Here is a 15583-nt window from a genome sequence, read left to right as displayed (position 1 = left end):
GCGGCCAGTGTCTTTTATGCGTCGCGGATGATAAATAGCGTTACCACTCTTTCACTGATGATTTAAATCATGGATCTGAACGCTGTTCGCCTACTGGTCCGTGTCGCCGAAACCCGCAGTTTCACCCGGGCCGCCGGCGACCTGGGGCTGACTCAATCGGGGCTGTCCCGCGCCATTTCCCGCTTGGAACAGCAGTTGGGCGTGCGCTTGCTGCAACGCAACACCCGCAGCGTCAGCCTCACGCCGGATGGGCAAATGCTGTATGAGCGCAGTGCGCCGTTACTGGCCGAGTTGGCCGAAGCCGAAAAGCTGATGCTCGACCGACGCAGCAACCCGTCCGGCCTGCTGAAGATCAGCACGCCCTCGCTGTTCGGGCGCAAGGTGGTGATGCCGGTGATTGGCGACTTGACCTTGCGCTACCCCGAGTTGCGTATCGAAGCGGTGATGACCGACCGCCTGGTGGATATCGTCGATGAGGGTTTCGACGCACTGCTGCGTACCGGCGAGATTCAAGACCAACGCCTGATCGCCCGCACACTGGCGCCGCTGCGTTGGATCACCGTCGCCTCGCCTGCCTACCTGGCACGGTTTGGCACGCCGCAAAGCGTCGATGAACTCAAGGACCACCACTGCCTCACCGTGCGCAACTTACGCAGCGGCCGCATGGTGGATTGGCAGTTCATGCTCAATGGCAAGGTGCAGGACGTGGCCGTCGAAGGGCGGCTGATCTTTGATATCGGCGATGCCCTGGTCGATGGCGCCGTGGGCGGTTATGGCATCGCCCAAGTCATGGATTTCGCGGTGCGCGATGACCTCGCCGCCGGACGCCTGGTGCCTTTGCTGGAAGGGTTTGCCGGGCGCAGTCGAGGGATCTCGTTGGTCTACCCGCCGTCCCGGCAGTACTCACCGAAATTGATGGCGTTTGCCGAGGCGCTGGCAAACGCACGCTGGTAGCGGTTAGAGCTGGCGCCCGACAATCGGCTGGCCGATGGTCAGGTAATTCCCGCCCGCCACATGGTGCAACGTACGCAGTTGATCATAGCCTTCAAAATGCCAGCGGCCCTCGCTGAACACCCGCTCATCAGCATAGGCCGCGACCACTTCACCCAGGAACAGGTCATAGGTCTGCTGGTTATGGGGCTCGGGCAGCAGGCGGCATTCCAGCCAAGCCACGCAACCTTCCAGCATCGGTGCCTCGGTGTGTTCGCCGTTAAAACTTTGCAGGCCGTAGGTTGCGAATTTGTCGGTTTCAGAGCCTGTGGTGTTGCCCACCGTCTGAACCAGATCGGCCTGCGCCACGCAAGGTACCTGCAGCACGAAGGTGCCGGCGCCTTCCAGCAATTGGCGGGTCCAGGTGGCCTTGTCGAGCACCACCGCGACTTTCGGCGGTTCGAAATCCAATGGCATGGCCCATGCAGCGGCCATGATATTGCGCTGGCCATTGTGGGCCGCGCTGACCAACACGGTTGGCCCGTGGTTGAGCAAGCGGTAGGCCTTGGACAGTGGGACGGGGCGACGGTAAGTAGGGCTCATGGACGATCAGCTCTGCAAGCGAGAAAAGCCCTAAGATACCTCAAGCACAAGCCCGACAGATCAGCTCGACAGCTGATTGGCAAACTGCCCGACCGCACTCACCACTTTTTGCGCGCCATCCTGGATTTCCACAATCACCGTGCCCGCCTCGGCCGCCAGGGCCAGGCCTTGTTCAGCTTGCAGGCGACCGTCAGCCATCAGGGCGACCGCGTCGCGGGCCATGTCCTGGTTCTGGCGCACCACGCCGACAATCTCTTCGGTGGCTTTACTGGTGCGAGAAGCCAGTTGCCTAACCTCATCGGCCACCACCGCAAAGCCACGCCCCTGCTCACCGGCACGCGCCGCTTCGATGGCCGCGTTGAGCGCCAACAGGTTGGTCTGCTCGGCGATGCCGCTGATGGTCTTGACGATAGTGCCGATCACTTGGGACTGGGCGTTGAGCGCCTCAATACCTTCGCCAGCCTGTTGCATGTGCTGGGCCAGGTCACGCATCACATCCACCGCCTGGGTCACCACGGTAGTGCCGCGCTGGGCGCTATCATCGGTTTGCAAGGAAGTGCTGTAGGCAATGTTGGCGGCCTCGGCCACTGCCTGCTCGCGGTTGACCTGGTCGGTGATCACCGTGGCGAACTTGACCACTTTGTACAGCCGCTCATTGGCGTCCAGCACCGGGTTATAGGTGGCTTCCAACCACACCACGCGGCCATGGCTGTCCACACGTTTGAAACGCGCCGCGACGAACTCACCGGCGTTCAGGCGTTTCCAGAACTGTTGGTACTCGGCGCTGTTGTATTCCTGCGGCTCGCAGAACATCCGGTGATGTTTGCCCTGGATCTGCGCCAGGCTGTAGCCCATGCCGCTGAGGAAGCGGTCATTGGCGGTGAGCACGTTCCCGTTCAGGTCGAACTCGATCACGGCCGTAGAGCGCACCAGCGCGGTGATCAGGTTTTCATGTTCGCGCGAACCCTCGATGGTGCGGGTGAGGTCGCTGGAGTAGATCGAAAAATGCTTGATACGCCCATCCGAGCTGCGCACCGGCTGCACGATTGAACGCAGCCACGCTTCCTTGCCATTGCCACGCAGCAAGCGCACGGTGCCGGCGAAGTGTTCACCGCGGGCCAGCGCATGCTTGAAACGCAGTTGGAATTCGTCCTGGCGCACATGAGCCGGCACCAGGTCTTCGATAGACTGCCCCACAAGGTTGCTCGCCTGGTAGGCCAGTTCCTGCAGGAAGTTGGCATTGGCCCACTCCACCCGGCCGTCGGCATCCAGCGTCAGGCACAGCATTTCGCTTTCCAGGCTTTCCTTGACCTGCAGCAAGCTCGACAATTCTTCGCGAAGAGCGGACAGCTCCTGCTTCAGGCGGGTATTGAACATAGGGCACCGGTGGGCAAATGGGCGGGACGATTAACGCTGCATCGGCGCTGCCAGCGTTTTCTGAATAGCGCTTCAGCCCATGGCCCAACTATATTTTTGGATCCATCAACCGCCATTGTTTCGGCACACACCCATCACCTGATACTCCAGGGTATTGAGCTTGCCACTGGAGTCCTCATAGGTCATGCGCGACGGCACTGGGTTGCACGAACGAATCGGCGGCGTCACGTTGACCACCTCGGCAATGTCCAGGTCCATGCCATAGCGGTAGGCCTGTACCTCGGGCACCGGCTTGCCTTTTTTGATCGCGTAGGCGGCCATGGCTTTCTCATTGCGCTCCATCATCAGGGCAAAGGTACGATCCCCACCCCCTTCGGCCAACGCACCAAGTGACAAGACTGCGGTTAATACGCCTAACCCTAGTTTATAAAAATTCATCACAAGTTCCTCGACTGAAAAGTTCAGTGTCGAGATTAACCAGCGAACCCTGACGCCATGTTCACCAGAACATTACGTATTTGTTAGATGGCCGTTAGTTTCCAGAATTGTCATCTTTGCGCAATGCAGCTGTTATCCGCCGTTTGCAACTATCGACCCGGGCCATATTAATAAGAACGCCCACCTCTATAAGAGCTGATAACTGCCATCACCGAGGAGCGCATCATGAGCATTCGTCACTACACCCTTCCCTTTTCACTGATGGCCGCACTGCCCCTGGCCGCGGTGGCCGTGGAACACAAGCCCGAAGGTTTTATCGAAGGCAGCAGCGTGAACGTGCTGGCGCGCAATTTTTACTTCAACCGCGATGATCGCAAGGGCCAGTCCAGCCCCACCGGCAATGGCTACTCCGAAGCCTGGGCGCAAGGCTTGATCGGCAAGTTCGAATCCGGTTTTACCCAAGGCACCGTGGGGTTTGGCCTGGATGCGTTTGCCATGTACGGCCTCAAGCTTGACTCAGGTACCGGCCGCAGCGGCGGCAAAGGCTCGTTCGGCGTGCTGCCAGTCAACAGCGACAACCAGCCGCAAAGCAGCTACGGCAAAGTCGGCGGCGCGGCGAAACTGCGCGTGTTCGACACGGTGATCAAAGCCGGCGATGTGTTCCCGCTCACTCCCGTGGTGGCGTACGGCGACTCACGACTGTTGCCGGAAAGCTTTCGCGGCGTCACCGCACAAAACACCAGCCTGGAAGGCCTGAGCCTGCAAGGTGGGCGGCTGAGCAGCATGAGCCAGCCCAGTGAAAGCGGCATGAACAAGGGCTTTGCCACCTTCTATGCGGGCAAGGTCGATTCGCCCTGGGTCGGCTATTTCGGCGGTGACTACCAACTCAACAAACACCTCAGCGTCAGCCTCTACAGCAGCCGCTTGAAGGACGCCTGGGATCAGTACTACTTCGGCAGCGCCGCCAGCTATCCGCTGAACGACGACGTGTCGCTGTTCGGCGATTTCAACTACTACAAGGCCGTGGACGAAGGTAAGAAACTGCTTGGCGAATTCGACAACAACATTTGGAGCGCCAGGCTCGGGGTCAAGGTCGGCGCCCACAGCGTGGCCGTGTCGCACCAGCGCAACAACGGCGACGATGACTTCGATTACCTGCGCCAGTCGGACTCGATCTTTCTCAACAACTCGATCCAGTACAGCGACTTCAACTCGCCCAAGGAGCGTTCATGGATGGTGCGCTACGACCTGGACATGCAGGCGTTCGGCATCCCGGGCCTGTCGTTCATGACCCGCTACGGCAAAGGCACCGGCGCCGACTACAGCAACGCCAACGCTGTGTATATGCGTCGCGATGCAGCAGGTAACCCGCTGACCGATCAACGCCGCTGGGAGCGGGATATCGAGGCCAAGTACGTGGTGCAAGGTGGGCGCTTGAAGGACCTGTCGCTGCGTTTGCGCCAGGCCACAGTACGCTCCAGTGCGTTCGAATCAGACCTGGAAGAAGTTCGCCTGATTGCCGAATATCCACTGGCCGTGCTGTGAAGCTTACATTCGCTCGCGATTAACTAACATCTGTTCACAAATAGCCGGCTATCAAAATTGTAATATTGGCCCCAGCTTCTCGTTAAGTTGAACTTTCTATACTCGCTTCAACTTATTCACCGAGCACATTCATCTCTGAAGCTTTTGTGTAGCTCCTTTGGAAAGAGATGAATTTTTAACGCCCCGCCTGGGGCGTTTTTTTTGCTCGCGGCACCATGCGACCGATGGTCGCAGTTGACCCTAAAGCTACTTCATCGTTCAGACTTTTCCTACTCCCCTGATAACAGCCGCCATAAGGAAATGGGCGCCTTCTCTCTCCCCAAATTAAGAGGTAACCCCCATGCGTATCCTTGTGGTTGAGGACGAGCAAAAAACCGCTGACTACCTGCAGCAGGGCCTGAACGAAAGTGGCTACGTGGTCGACTGCGCCGCCAATGGTATCGACGGCCTGCACCTGGCTGGGCAGCATGCTTATGAGCTGGTGATTCTCGACGTCAACCTGCCCGGCAAGGATGGCTGGCAAGTGTTGGAACAACTGCGCCGCAACGGCTCCCAGCGCGTGATGATGCTGACCGCCCGTGGCCGGCTGGCCGACAAGATCAAGGGCCTGGACATGGGCGCCGATGATTACCTGGTCAAGCCGTTCGAGTTTCCCGAGCTGTTGGCACGGGTGCGTACGCTGTTGCGGCGCAGCGAACACATCCCGCAGCCGGAAGTGTTCCGCGTATCGGACCTGGAGCTGGACCCGCGCCGCCATCGCGCTTATCGCGGCACCCGGCGCATCGACCTGACCACCAAGGAGTTCGCCCTGCTGCAAGTGCTGATGCGCCAGTCCGGTGAAGTGCTGACCCGCACACAGATTATTTCCCTGGTGTGGGACATGAATTTCGACTGCGACACCAACGTGGTGGAAGTCTCCATCAGCCGCCTGCGGGCCAAGGTGGATGACCAGAGCGAGGTCAAGCTGATCCACACCATTCGCGGCGTGGGCTACGTGCTGGAAGCGCGCCCATGAGAACCAGCAGCCTGTCGATGCGCCTGGGCTTGACCGTCAGCCTGATGGGCGCAGGCCTGGTGTTGCTGCTCGCCACACTGGCCTATCTGGCCCTCACCCATGAGTTGGAAAAGCTGGCGCGCAAGGGCCTGGAAAGCAAGATGGAGCAGATCCAGCACAGCCTGGCCCTGGGCCTCGATGCCCAGGCCATCCGCGCCCGTCCCCATTCACTATTGGACCTGGTCATCGGCCACGACAATTTCTACCTGACCATCGTCGGTACCGCCCCCAATGACAGCGTGCTACTCAACATCGGCGCCAAGCCCCAAGAGCCGTTGCTCACTGACTTCAGGCCACGGGAAACCCTCGGCTACCTGAACTGGACCGACAACAACGGCAACCAGGTGCTCAGCGCCTCCAGCCTGATGCGCCTGGCCAGCGGTGAACGCGTGCGGGTGCTGCTGTCCCTGGACCGCATGGACGACCAGGCGCTGCTCAGCGCCTACCTGCGCGCCACGCTGATTGCGCTGCCGCTGCTGTTGATCCTGATCGGCATGGGCGCCTGGTGGCTGGTGCAACGTGGCTTGGCACCGTTGAAGCAGTTCAGCCAGGTGGCGGCGAAAGTCACCACCCAGGACCTGACTCATCGTTTGTCCGTCGACAACTTGCCCCACGAACTGGGTGAACTCGCCCAAGGCTTCAACGTGATGCTCAACCGCCTGGATGCCGGAGTGCAGCAACTCTCGCAATTCTCCGATGACCTGGCCCACGAATTGCGCGCGCCTCTGACCAACCTGATGGGCAAGGCCCAACTGACCCTGTCGCGCCAGAGGCCGCCTGAGGAATATAAGGCGGTGCTGGAATCCAACACCGAGGAGCTCGAACGCCTGGCGCGTATCGTCAGCGACATGTTGTTCCTGGCCCAGGTCAGCCATCCGGCGGCACGGGCCTCATTCACCGAAGTGTGCCTGGCACAAGAAGCCCAGCGGGTGATGGAGCTGTTTGCCCTGAGTGCCGAAGACAAACAGGTCACCCTGAGCCTGCGCGGCGATGCCTGGGTGACCGGCGATCGCCTGATGATCCAGCGGGCGATTTCCAATTTGCTCTCCAATGCCATTCGCCATACGCCTGAAGGCTCAACCGTGTTGCTCTTGGTGGAGACCTACGGCGAGAGCGTGTCGCTGTCAGTGGGCAACCCGGGGCGTGGCATCGAAGCGCACCACCTGGCGCACCTGTTCGAACGCTTCTACCGCGCCGACAGCAGCCGCACCCGTGCAGAGGGTGGCACCGGGTTGGGGTTGGCTATCGTCAAGTCGATCATGCATTTGCACCAAGGGCACGCTCATGTCACCAGCCAGCTCGGGCGCTTTACGCGGTTCAGCCTGGCCTTTCCCCTGTCCCTGGAGGCACCGCAGGTCCCATGTGGGAGCGGGCTTGCTCGCGAAAGCAGTGTGTCAGCCAATACAGGTATCGACTGAACTGGCGCATTCGCGAGCAAGCCCGCTCCCACAATGGGGTAACGGCGTTTCAAGGTTGTCAGGCGGTCTCTTCGTCGCGGCGATGAGCCCACTGATACAACGCCGGCAACACCAGCAGCGTCAGCAATGTCGATGAAATAATCCCGCCAATCACCACCGTCGCCAACGGGCGTTGTACTTCGGCGCCGGTGCCGGTGGCGAGCGCCATCGGGATAAAGCCGAGGGACGCCACCAACGCAGTCATCAACACCGGGCGCAAGCGGGTCAGCGCGCCTTCGTGGATCGCCACCGATAACGAACGGCCTTCTTCACGCAGGTTGCGGATAAAGGCGATCATCACCAGGCCGTTCAGCACCGCCACACCGGACAACGCGATAAAGCCCACCCCCGCCGAAATCGACAGCGGAATATCCCGCAGCCACAGCGCCATGATCCCACCGGTCAGCGCGAACGGAATCCCGGTAAACACCAACAAGCCGTCCTTGAGGCTGTTGAACATCATGAACAGCAACCCGAACACCAGCAGCAACGCCACCGGCACCACGATGCGCAGGCGCTCGGAGGCCTCTTTGAGTTGTTCGAACTGGCCGCCCCAAGTGGTCCAGTAACCGGCAGGCACTTTCACCTGGCTGAGGATGGCGGCTTCGGCTTCCTCCACAAACGAGCCGATATCACGCCCACGCACGTTGGCGCTGACGATCACCAGACGCTTGCCGTTCTCGCGGCTGATCTGGTTGGGGCCCAGCACCAGGTCGAGGCTGGCGACCTGGGACAAGGCGATAAAGCCCAGTTGCCCAGACGTGTTGCTGGCCAGCGCCGGCACCGGAATCAACAGCCGTGACAAGCCTTCGATATCCGTGCGCAGCGCGTCGGACAAACGCACGACCATGTCGAAGCGCCGATCACCTTCGTACAACGTACCGGCCTGTCGCCCACCGACGGCAACGGAAATGGTGTCCTGCACATCGCCCACATTCAGGCCAAAACGGGCCGCCTTGTCGCGGTCGATATTGATGGTCAGCACCGGCAGCCCGGAGGTCTGCTCCACTTTCACTTCCGAGGCACCGTCGAGCTTCTGCAAGGTCTCGGCGATTTCCGCGGCGGTGGTGTTGAGCACCGCCATGTCATCGCCAAACACCTTCACGGCCACATCGCTGCGCACCCCGGAAATCAGTTCGTTGAAGCGCAGCTGAATCGGTTGCGACAGCTCGTACGCGCTGCCCGGCACAATCGCACTGGCCCTTTGGATATCAGCGATGATGGCCTCGCGGGACTTCTTCGGATCGGGCCATTGGTCCTTGGGTTTGAGCATCACGTAGCTGTCGGAGATGTTCGGCGGCATCGGGTCGGAGGCAATTTCCGCCGTACCGGTGCGCGCAAACACCCGCTCGATTTCCGGCACCTCGGCCAGCAAGGTTTTTTCCAGTTGCTGCTGCATCTGCACCGATTGCGTCAGACTGGTGCCAGGTACACGCAGTGCCTGCTGGGCAAAGTCGCCCTCGCTGAGGCTGGGGATAAATTCGCTGCCCATGCGGCTGGCGACAGCGCCCGACACGACGATGGTCAGCAGCGCCAGGCCAAACACCAGCGGGCGGCGCGTCATCACCCAATTGAGCACCGGGTCATACACCCGACGCGCGCTGCGCATCACCAGGTTTTCTTCTTCCTTGACCTTGCCGGTGACGAACAACGCAATCGCCGCCGGTACGAAGGTGACTGACAGAATCATCGCGCCGAGCAAGGCGATGACCACCGTGAAGGCCATCGGATGGAACATCTTCCCGGCCACCCCGGTAAGGGCAAAGATCGGCAGGTACACCACCATGATGATCAGTTGCCCGAAGATCAGCGCCCGTCGCGCTTCCTTGGCCGCGGCAAAGACTTCGTGCAGGCGCTCACTGCGGGTCAGCAGGCGGCCATGGCGCTGCTGTGCATGGGCCAAGCGGCGGATGGCGTTCTCGACGATCACCACCGCGCCGTCGACGATAATGCCGAAGTCCAACGCGCCGAGGCTCATCAGGTTGGCGCTGACTTTGTTGGTGAACATGCCGGTGAAGGTGAATAGCATCGCCAGCGGAATCACCATCGCAGTGATCAGCGCCGCACGGATATTGCCGAGGAACAGGAACAGCACCGCAACGACCAGTAACGCGCCTTCGAAGAGGTTTTTCTTCACCGTGGCGATGGCTTTTTCCACCAGGTTGGTGCGGTCGTAGACGGTGACCGCCACAACGCCTTCGGGCAGGGAGCGGTTGATCTCCTCGAGCTTTTTCGCCACCGCCTGGGACACGCTGCGGCTGTTCTCGCCAATCAACATGAACACCGTGCCCAGCACCACTTCACGGCCGTTTTCGGTGGCAGCACCCGTGCGCAGCTCACGACCGATGTCGACCTGGGCCACATTGCGCACGCGGATCGGCGTGCCGTCCGAGGTGGTGATGACGATGTTGGCGATGTCGTCGATAGACGCCACTTGCCCCGGCGCACGGATCAACAACTGCTCGCCGCTGCGCTCGATATAACCGGCGCCGACGTTGGCGTTGTTGCGCTCCAGCGCTGTGACCAGGTCATTGAGCGTCAGGTTGTAGGCGGCCAGGCGCTTGGGGTCTGGCGCAATCTGGTATTCCTTGGCGAAGCCGCCGATCGTATTGATCTCGGCCACACCCGGCACGTTGCGCAGTTGCGGTTTAATGATCCAGTCCTGAATCACCCGCAAATCAGTCGGTGTGTACGGCGTGCCGTCTTCTTTGCGAGCACCGTCCTCGGCCTCAACGGTCCACAGGAAAATTTCCCCGAGCCCGGTGGAAATCGGCCCCATCGCGGTCTCGATGCCATCGGGCAATTGCTCGCGGGCCACTTGCAGGCGCTCGTTGACCAGTTGGCGGGCGAAGAACAGGTCGGTGCCGTCCTTGAAAATCACCGTGACCTGGGACAAGCCGGACCGCGACAACGAGCGCGTTTGCTGCAGGCCGGGCAGACCGGCCATGGCGGTTTCAATGGGAAAGGTGATGCGCTGCTCGGTTTCCAACGGCGAGAACCCGGCCGCTGCCGAGTTGATCTGCACCTGCACGTTGGTGATATCAGGCACCGCGTCGATGGGCAGTTTCTGATAGCTGGCGATGCCGATACCGGCCATCAACAGCACCGCCAGCAGCACGATGATGCGCTGCTCGATGGCGAATTGGATAAGGCGCTCAAACATGGGGAATCACTCGCAGATCAATGGGCGTGTTCGGCCGAGCCTTTGCCCAGTTCGGACTTGAGGATGAAGCTGCCAACTGTCGCCACCTGCGCGCCGGCCTCCAGGCCTTTGCGCACTTCGACGTAGCCGTTTTCACTGACACCCAGCTCAAGATGGCGAGTGACAAAACCGTCTGCGGTGCGTACGAACACCGAGGGTTTGTCCTCGACGGTCTGGATCGCGGCTTGCGGCACGGTGACCTTGGCCTGGTAGGTATCGGTGGCCACTTGTACGGCCACGAACAAGCCTGGGCGCCAGGCGTCGTCGGGGTTGGGTACCGTCACGCGGACGGTGGCGGTGCGCGTCTGCTCACCGAGCAAGTTGCCGACATACGCCACGGTGCCCAGCACTTCGGTGCCCATTTCCGTCGAGCTGACTTTCACCGGTTTGCCCACGCGAACCTTGTTCAAGTCCTTGGGAAATACACCGAAGGTGACCCACACCTGGGACAAGTCCGAGAGCGTGAACGCGTTGCTGGTTTCACTGACCACCTCGCCCACGCCCAAGTGTTTTTCCACCACCACCCCGGCGAACGGCGCACGCAGTTCATAGCGATTGCCACCGGCCAACACCGCGCTGCCGCTGAGGGCGGTCATCTTTTGCCGAGCATTGTTCAGGGCGATTTCGGCTTCTTGCAGGGTTTGCCGCGCCAGCAGGTAATCCTGCTCGGCGGAGATTTTGTCCTGCCACAACTGGCGCTCGCGCTGGAAGGTGGTGCGCGCTAGCTCGACCCGGCGCTCGCTGGCCGCCAGCTCACTGCGCTGGTCCGAAATCTGCTGGCTGGCGATCACCGCCAATAGCTCACCCTTCTTCACCGACTGGCCAAGATTGACCTTCACCGCCTCCACCACACCTGCGGCGCGGGGCACGATGTGAGAGGTGCGGTCTTCATCGAAGCGCACCTCGCCCGGCAGCGTCAGCACGGTGCTGATCGAACGCGGTTGAGCCTGGGCCAGTTGGATGCCGGCGGCCTGGATCTGTTGCTCGGTGAGTTCGAGGTGGCCTTCTTCTTCGTCGGCGTGGGCGAAGCCGGACAGCATCAGGCCCAAGGCGACGGCGAACGCCATGCCATGTTTTTTATTCATCAGGAGACTCCAGGAAAAATCAAAGCCGGGCGAGGTCGCCGTAAATTCGTTCGATGCGTACCCAGGCGTCGGTGGCCTGGGCGGTCGCCGTGAGGTACTGGGTGCGGGCCGCGATCAACGTGCGCTGGGCGTCGAGCACATCGAGGAAGTTGAACTTGCCCATCTCGAAACCACGAGTGGCGCTGTCGACCGCACTTTGTGCGGCGGGCAGGATCTGCTGGTTGAATGCGCGCACTTCGGTATTCGCCGTTTGCCACAGGTCCAGGGCCTGGCGGGTTTCGGTGCGCAGGCGCAGCTCGGCAGCGTTGCGCAGGTCGCGGGCCTGGTCGGTACGACGGCTGGCGGCCAGGATGTTGCCCTGGTTGCGGTTGAATAACGGGATGGGCATCGACACGCCCACCAGGTTGACTCGCTCGCGCACGCTGGCGTCGTATTGGCTGCCGATGGACACATCCAGGTCCGGAATGCGCTGGGCTTTTTCCAGGCCCACGCTGGCTTCGTTTTGCACGATATTCAGTTCGGCCAGGCGTAGCTCGGCGGTCTGCTCAAGACGCGCCAGCAATTGCGCGGCGGCGGGTAACGCGGGTACGGAGGTGTTTTGCGTGGCGACCGCCTGGAAGTCGGTGGCGGCGCTGCCGGTGCTGGCGGCCAGGCGGCGGTAGGCATCGGCCTGGCCAATGTGTGCGCGATTCAACTCCAGGCGGATTTCCGACACCTGCACCTGGGCGCGGGTGGCTTCCACCGGTGATGACTTGCCAGCGGTGACGCGCCCGTTGGCGACCACCAGGCCGCGTTCGGCCAAGGCCATTGAGCGTTGCGCCAGGTCGAGGCGCTCCTGGGCGCGCAGGGCGCCGTAATAGCTGTCGATCACCTCGGCACGCAGGACGTTGCGGCGCTGCTCCAGGGTCAATGCGGCGGCGTCCTGGGCGCGGGTAGCGACCTCGATGCGCGCACCGCGTTTGCCACCCAGTTCCAGGGTCTGGCTGAGTTTGATGCTGGTGGTGCGGCTGTTGCGGCGGGTGTCTTCGGCGTCCCAGGAGGCCACCGGGTTGGGAATCAAACCGGCCTGCTGGCGGCCGCCTTGGGCGATGTCGATTTCCCATTGCGCGGCCGCCAGGTCCGGGTTGTTGGCGAAGGCGGCTTGCAACGCTGCATCGAGGGTAAGGGGTTGTGCCTGGGCGGCGTTTGCGGCTACCCACAACGCCGCCGCGCTCAACAGTGTTCTAACGGAAATTGCCATAACGAGAGTTCCACGCCCATGAAGTCGCTGAGGTTTCCCAGCGGGGGCAATGTAGCTTTCGGTACTTATCAGGGCCGTGGGTGGAAGATTACAAATCCGTTAGCCAGGCTCAGGCATGCACCTCGTCGTGGTCGTCATGCTGGAAACCTTCGCCTTCGACCTGGATCGTGGCGTGGGAAATATCGAATTGTTCGTGCAGCAATTCCGTCACTCGACTGAGGATTTGTTGCTCGCTGCCTTGGGACGCATCCGCGACCAAATGCGTACTCAGCACGTTCTTGCCGCTGGTGAGGGCCCAGATGTGCAGGTCGTGCACGTCCTTCACCCCGGGCACACTGCGGATGCCCTGCTCCACCTGCTCGATATCGACACCCTCCGGCACACCTTGCAGCAGTATGTTCATGCTGGCCTTGAGCAGCGTCCAAGTGCGCGGCAGTACCCAGAACCCGATGGCGGCCGCAACCACGGAATCGATCCAACCCCAGCCGGTGAACATGATCACCACCGCCGCGATGATCACGCCGACAGAGCCGAGCATGTCACTCCAGACTTCCAGGTAAGCACCCTTGACGTTGAGGCTCTCGCCACTGGCCGCGCTGAGCAGGCGCATGGAAATCAGGTTGACGATCAACCCCAGCACCGCAATCACCAGCATGCCGGTGGACTGGATCTCGGCGGGCGCCTGCAGCCGCTGGTAAGCCTCGTACAAAATGTAGAACGCCACGGCGAACAGCAGCAGTGCGTTGAAGGCTGCCGCGAGAATCTCGAACCGCGCATAGCCGAAAGTGCGCTTGCGATCCGCCGGGCGCTTGGCGACCTGGATCGCCACCAGGGAAATCGCCAGCGCCAGGGCGTCAGTCATCATGTGCGCGGCGTCGGACAACAGCGCCAGGCTGCCGGTGACAAAGGCGCCGATGACTTCGGCAATCATGAAGCTGCCGGTCAGCCCCAGGGCGATCCATAACTTGCGTTCGTGGCCGGCGCGTACTTGGGCGTGGCTGTGTCCTGCGCTCATGAAATGTCCTCGTGGGTTGGGATGGGGCGGATCATAGAGCTATAGGCCAGATCCATTGGCATGGTTTGCAAAATTGTCATCCGCGCGCCAGTGCGTCGTTACTTTCAAGCGCACCAAATTGCCCATGAGACGATTGTCTCGGTGGTCGGGCTGGCGGGCACCTTGGTGCCCTGGCACTTCTTGACCTGATCTTCAGGTGGCCAAGGTGTGGCGTTTGCCAAACAACGCCACACTCGCCACCCCCACCGCCCCCATCACCACGCAATACCCCACGCAGATCCACGGGCTGGTCGGCATCAGCGCGATCAACAGCAACGGTGTGGTACTCGCCCACAGCGCATAGGCGATGTTGTAGGTAAAGGAAATCCCCGACACCCGCACCTGCGCCGGGAACAGCCCGACCATCACCGACGGTACCGCGCCCACCACGCCGCAGCTCAAGCCCGCTACAGCGTATGCCGCGCCCAGCCACACGCCGCCATTGATCAGGCTGGCATACAGAATGAAAATCCCCAGCGGCAGCAGCAGGCTGTACACCAACACCGCGCGCCAGGCGCCGATGCGATCCACCAGCAGGCCGGCAAGGACGCAGCCGATATTCAGGAAGACGATGCCCAACGCGCTCAGGGCGAAGGTGTGGCTGGGGCTCATGCCGAAGGTTTTCTGCATCATGGTCGGGGTGATGACCACCAGTACCACGACGGCCGAGGTGAGCACGCAGGTGAGGATCATTGCCGGCAGCAGCACGGCGCGATGGTCGCGCAGCACGGTGCGTAGCGGCATTTCGGCTGCCGCCTGGCGGCGCGCCTGCATTTCGAGGAACACCGGGGTTTCGCTGAGCCAGCGGCGCAGCCAGACGCCGATCACGCCGAATACGCCGCCGAGCAAGAAAGGGAAACGCCAGGCGTAGTCGAGGATTTCGGCGGGGGTGAAGACTTGCGCCAGCAAGGTGGCGGTCAGTGCGCCCAGCAGGTAGCCAAAGGTCAGGCCGGCTTGCAGGAAACCCAAGGCGTAGCCGCGGTGGTGGCGCGGCGCGTGCTCGGCGACGAAGGTCCAGGCGCTGGGCACTTCGCCGCCCACCGCTGCGCCTTGCAGCACGCGCAGTGCCAGCAGGATCAGCGGAGCGAAATAGCCGATTTGCGCATAGGTCGGCATGATGCCGATCAGCAAGCATGGCAAGGCCATCATCAGGATGCTCAGGCTGAACACGCGCTTGCGTCCCAGGTGGTCGGCAAAGTGCGCCATCAGGATGCCGCCCAGCGGGCGGGCGAGGTAGCCGGTGACGAAGATGCCGAAGCTTTGCAGCAGGCGCAGCCACTCGGGCATTTCCGGGGGGAAGAACAGTTGGCTGAGGGTCAGCGCAAAGAACACGAAGATAATGAAGTCGTAGATTTCCAGGGCTCCACCGAGAGCGGCCAGGCCCAGGGTTTTGTAGTCGGAGCGGGAAAAACGCTGCGCCCGTGGGGAAAAGGTGGCAGTCATGTGCAGGCTCGGCAGGCAAACAAAATGGCGTGCAGGTTATGAGCTGAGCCCAGTGATGGCAATCGCGACGGATATATTTGTTTTACTCATCGATCGTTGAAGATAACTGGATTCCCAAATCAATGGGTGTAGAGGAATATCCCGTAAAACTGCCA

The 15583-nt window shown here is 61.4% G+C and carries 11 protein-coding genes and 2 pseudogenes; 4 read left to right on the top strand and 9 right to left on the bottom strand.

Going from position 1 to position 15583, the window contains the following annotated elements; genetic code table 11:
- The first annotated feature begins 69 nt into the window (after positions 1-69).
- Complete coding sequence (locus JFT66_RS28190) at positions 70-954, top strand: LysR family transcriptional regulator (RefSeq protein WP_198860548.1); 885 nt, start codon at positions 70-72, stop codon at positions 952-954.
- A 3-nt stretch (positions 955-957) separates the two neighbouring features.
- Here the strand turns inward: JFT66_RS28190 and JFT66_RS28185 are convergent, their stop codons facing one another.
- From JFT66_RS28185 to JFT66_RS28175, 4 genes and pseudogenes are all read right to left on the bottom strand, one after another.
- Positions 958-1533 (bottom strand): flavin reductase family protein, encoded by a 576-nt coding sequence (locus JFT66_RS28185; RefSeq protein WP_034117957.1) that lies wholly within the window; start codon positions 1531-1533, stop codon positions 958-960.
- Between the two features lie 60 nt (positions 1534-1593).
- Positions 1594-2025, bottom strand: a pseudogene (locus JFT66_RS30335) (methyl-accepting chemotaxis protein); the annotation flags it as partial.
- A gap of 108 nt (positions 2026-2133) precedes the next feature.
- Positions 2134-2820: pseudogene (locus JFT66_RS30330) on the bottom strand (PAS domain-containing protein); the annotation flags it as partial.
- A gap of 195 nt (positions 2821-3015) precedes the next feature.
- Positions 3016-3348: a DUF2790 domain-containing protein gene (locus JFT66_RS28175; RefSeq protein WP_198860546.1), complete on the bottom strand. Its 333-nt coding sequence runs from the start codon at positions 3346-3348 to the stop codon at positions 3016-3018.
- Between the two features lie 225 nt (positions 3349-3573).
- Between JFT66_RS28175 and JFT66_RS28170 the strand changes: the two genes are divergently transcribed.
- The 3 genes from JFT66_RS28170 (at position 3574) to JFT66_RS28160 (ending at position 7365) form a co-directional block, all read left to right on the top strand.
- On the top strand, positions 3574-4893 hold the full coding sequence (locus JFT66_RS28170; protein ID WP_198860545.1) for an OprD family porin: 1320 nt from the start codon (positions 3574-3576) through the stop codon (positions 4891-4893).
- 340 nt (positions 4894-5233) lie between these two features.
- Positions 5234-5908: a heavy metal response regulator transcription factor gene (locus JFT66_RS28165; RefSeq protein ID WP_034117953.1), complete on the top strand. Its 675-nt coding sequence runs from the start codon at positions 5234-5236 to the stop codon at positions 5906-5908.
- The gene (locus tag JFT66_RS28160; RefSeq protein ID WP_034117952.1) at positions 5905-7365 is read left to right on the top strand and encodes a heavy metal sensor histidine kinase; all 1461 of its coding nucleotides are present in this window, start codon (positions 5905-5907) and stop codon (positions 7363-7365) included. Before JFT66_RS28165 ends, JFT66_RS28160 begins: the two co-directional genes overlap by 4 nt.
- Before the next feature lie 58 nt (positions 7366-7423).
- Here JFT66_RS28160 and JFT66_RS28155 read toward each other — a convergent pair whose 3' ends face one another.
- The 5 genes from JFT66_RS28155 to JFT66_RS28135 all read right to left on the bottom strand — a co-directional run bounded on the left by JFT66_RS28155 (position 7424) and on the right by JFT66_RS28135 (position 15428).
- Positions 7424-10567 (bottom strand): CusA/CzcA family heavy metal efflux RND transporter, encoded by a 3144-nt coding sequence (locus tag JFT66_RS28155; RefSeq protein WP_198860544.1) that lies wholly within the window; start codon positions 10565-10567, stop codon positions 7424-7426.
- A gap of 17 nt (positions 10568-10584) precedes the next feature.
- Positions 10585-11691, bottom strand: coding sequence for an efflux RND transporter periplasmic adaptor subunit (locus JFT66_RS28150; protein ID WP_034117950.1), 1107 nt, complete (start codon positions 11689-11691; stop codon positions 10585-10587).
- Positions 11692-11710: 19 nt separating this feature from the next.
- Positions 11711-12931: a TolC family protein gene (locus JFT66_RS28145; RefSeq protein WP_153838977.1), complete on the bottom strand. Its 1221-nt coding sequence runs from the start codon at positions 12929-12931 to the stop codon at positions 11711-11713.
- A 109-nt stretch (positions 12932-13040) separates the two neighbouring features.
- Entirely contained in the window at positions 13041-13946 is a 906-nt protein-coding gene (locus JFT66_RS28140) for a cation diffusion facilitator family transporter (protein ID WP_153838978.1), read from the bottom strand.
- A gap of 192 nt (positions 13947-14138) precedes the next feature.
- The gene (locus tag JFT66_RS28135) at positions 14139-15428 is read right to left on the bottom strand and encodes an MFS transporter (RefSeq protein WP_198860543.1); all 1290 of its coding nucleotides are present in this window, start codon (positions 15426-15428) and stop codon (positions 14139-14141) included.
- Positions 15429-15583 lie beyond the last annotated feature (155 nt).

Origin of the sequence: Pseudomonas sp. MF6755 (genome assembly GCF_016405635.1) — a bacterium.
In the GTDB taxonomy this organism is placed as follows: domain Bacteria; phylum Pseudomonadota; class Gammaproteobacteria; order Pseudomonadales; family Pseudomonadaceae; genus Aquipseudomonas; species Aquipseudomonas haemolytica.
The sequence above is the reverse complement of the archived record's forward strand: the minus strand, read 5'-3'. Positions and strand labels throughout refer to the sequence as shown.

Bases quoted from the DNA above. Each gene is read 5' to 3' on its own strand.
- JFT66_RS28185 (WP_034117957.1), bottom strand. From the start codon at position 1,533: ATGAGCCCTACTTACCGTCGCCCCGTCCCACTGTCCAAGGCCTACCGC.
- JFT66_RS28150 (WP_034117950.1), bottom strand. From the start codon at position 11,691: ATGAATAAAAAACATGGCATGGCGTTCGCCGTCGCCTTGGGCCTGATG.
- JFT66_RS28145 (WP_153838977.1), bottom strand. From the start codon at position 12,931: ATGGCAATTTCCGTTAGAACACTGTTGAGCGCGGCGGCGTTGTGGGTA.
- JFT66_RS28155 (WP_198860544.1), bottom strand. From the start codon at position 10,567: ATGTTTGAGCGCCTTATCCAATTCGCCATCGAGCAGCGCATCATCGTG.
- JFT66_RS28170 (WP_198860545.1), top strand. From the start codon at position 3,574: ATGAGCATTCGTCACTACACCCTTCCCTTTTCACTGATGGCCGCACTG.
- JFT66_RS28135 (WP_198860543.1), bottom strand. From the start codon at position 15,428: ATGACTGCCACCTTTTCCCCACGGGCGCAGCGTTTTTCCCGCTCCGAC.
- JFT66_RS28160 (WP_034117952.1), top strand. From the start codon at position 5,905: ATGAGAACCAGCAGCCTGTCGATGCGCCTGGGCTTGACCGTCAGCCTG.
- JFT66_RS28190 (WP_198860548.1), top strand. From the start codon at position 70: ATGGATCTGAACGCTGTTCGCCTACTGGTCCGTGTCGCCGAAACCCGC.
- JFT66_RS28175 (WP_198860546.1), bottom strand. From the start codon at position 3,348: ATGAATTTTTATAAACTAGGGTTAGGCGTATTAACCGCAGTCTTGTCA.
- JFT66_RS28140 (WP_153838978.1), bottom strand. From the start codon at position 13,946: ATGAGCGCAGGACACAGCCACGCCCAAGTACGCGCCGGCCACGAACGC.
- JFT66_RS28165 (WP_034117953.1), top strand. From the start codon at position 5,234: ATGCGTATCCTTGTGGTTGAGGACGAGCAAAAAACCGCTGACTACCTG.